Below are 1,470 nucleotides of genomic sequence, written 5' to 3'. Positions count from 1 at the left end.
TAGAAATTTATCTCTTGTAAAAAACAATACTTCAACTTCTCTGTTTTTCATATTAGTTGCATATATCTTTAAATGTGCAACTTTTCCAGATTCTATAAATTTTTGTTTTTCACTATCATCTGAATTACAGAAGTAGGCTTCTACTATATCGCCTCTATTTGTAATTGTAAGGAGATTATTTTCAAATTCTTCATTTGAATACTTCAAAAAAAGATTCGTGTCAACGGGTTTTACTTTGAAAAATATTTGGAAATCCTTTCTTTTTTTATCTTCCTCCTTCTTCTCTTCCTCTGTTTTCCCTTTATACTCTTTTTTTACTGAGTAAAGGAAAGTAAATTCTTTACTACCTACAGGAACTGTTATTTTTTCAGAGGTAAAAATAGGAGTCTTTTTGTCTTTAGCATTATATACCTCTACAACAACTTCTTCTCCATCTAATCCTATGTGTTCTACATAGGCATACATTTCTTGGTCATATCCTGCTGTTGCTAAGATATTACCACTACTCCCATCTTTGTCTATCCAATGAACTGAAGAAATTGTAGGACGAACAACATTAATTTTTTTCTTTATTGTTTTTTTATTAATACTACAAGTAACTTCAAACTCACCCTCAGCTGAAGGTGTTATTTTCATTATCCTTGGATCCTTAGAATAACCAAGACCAAAACCTTTTATTTGGTAGCGTATTTCAAAAGGTTTATGCGGAATACCATCTTCATCTATATAGCTAAAAGGAATAGACCAATATATTCTTTCTAAATCTTTAGTTGTGAGATCAGGGAATATAGTTTTTGCTGTAAGAGTAAAGGGTTTTCCTACTTTTAGCACTCCCTCTACTGAAATATCTTTAACTTCATTTTCTGTTACTGTAAGTTTCCAAGTATCTTTTTCATCGGGCTTTTCCGAAGAGTTAGATTTTAAGCTAAAAGCCTCTATATAGTATGTTCGTTCTTTATCATTACGGAACTTGTATGTTTTTCCGCCTTCTTGTACTACTATTCCATTGAGAGCCCATTTTATATTAGCAACATCTTCTGAGTTATCACTAAACCTCATTTTTTGAACCTTAATGGTAACTTCTTCATTAGGTCTAACTTCAGAAGCATTATTAGTAGGAGAAACGGATATAACACTATTTAAAGCACATTTTCCTTTAAGTTTTTCTTGTACCTTTTTTCCTGAAGAGGTAGTGTATTCTACTTGGATAGTATATATAGTTCCTTTATTTTCAGGAACAAAAGTAATACAATCCTCTTTTTGTGAAAAATCACTTAGTATACTTCCCCTTTCATCTAACACCATCATTTTCAGAGAAGAGAGTTCTTCTTCAGTAGGGTCTATGTAAAAATTAGCTTTAAAAGTAATTGAAGCACCTTTTTTAAACACCCAATTATTTTTAGCACCTTTCTCAGCTGTTTCACCTTCTTGCAAACATTTTACAGAGGCTATTGTATTCTCTATTACACG

General features: G+C 31.4%; 1 protein-coding gene. It reads right to left on the bottom strand.

The genetic code is table 11. The annotated features are described in order from the left end of the window. Nucleotides 1-1,470: hypothetical protein (locus tag OO775_RS09680; RefSeq protein WP_264846883.1), on the bottom strand; the 1,470-nt coding region annotated here is incomplete at both ends.

This window comes from Capnocytophaga catalasegens (genome assembly GCF_026005215.1).
Taxonomy (GTDB): Bacteria; Bacteroidota; Bacteroidia; order Flavobacteriales; family Flavobacteriaceae; genus Capnocytophaga; species Capnocytophaga catalasegens.
The sequence above is the reverse complement of the archived record's forward strand: the minus strand, read 5'-3'. Positions and strand labels throughout refer to the sequence as shown.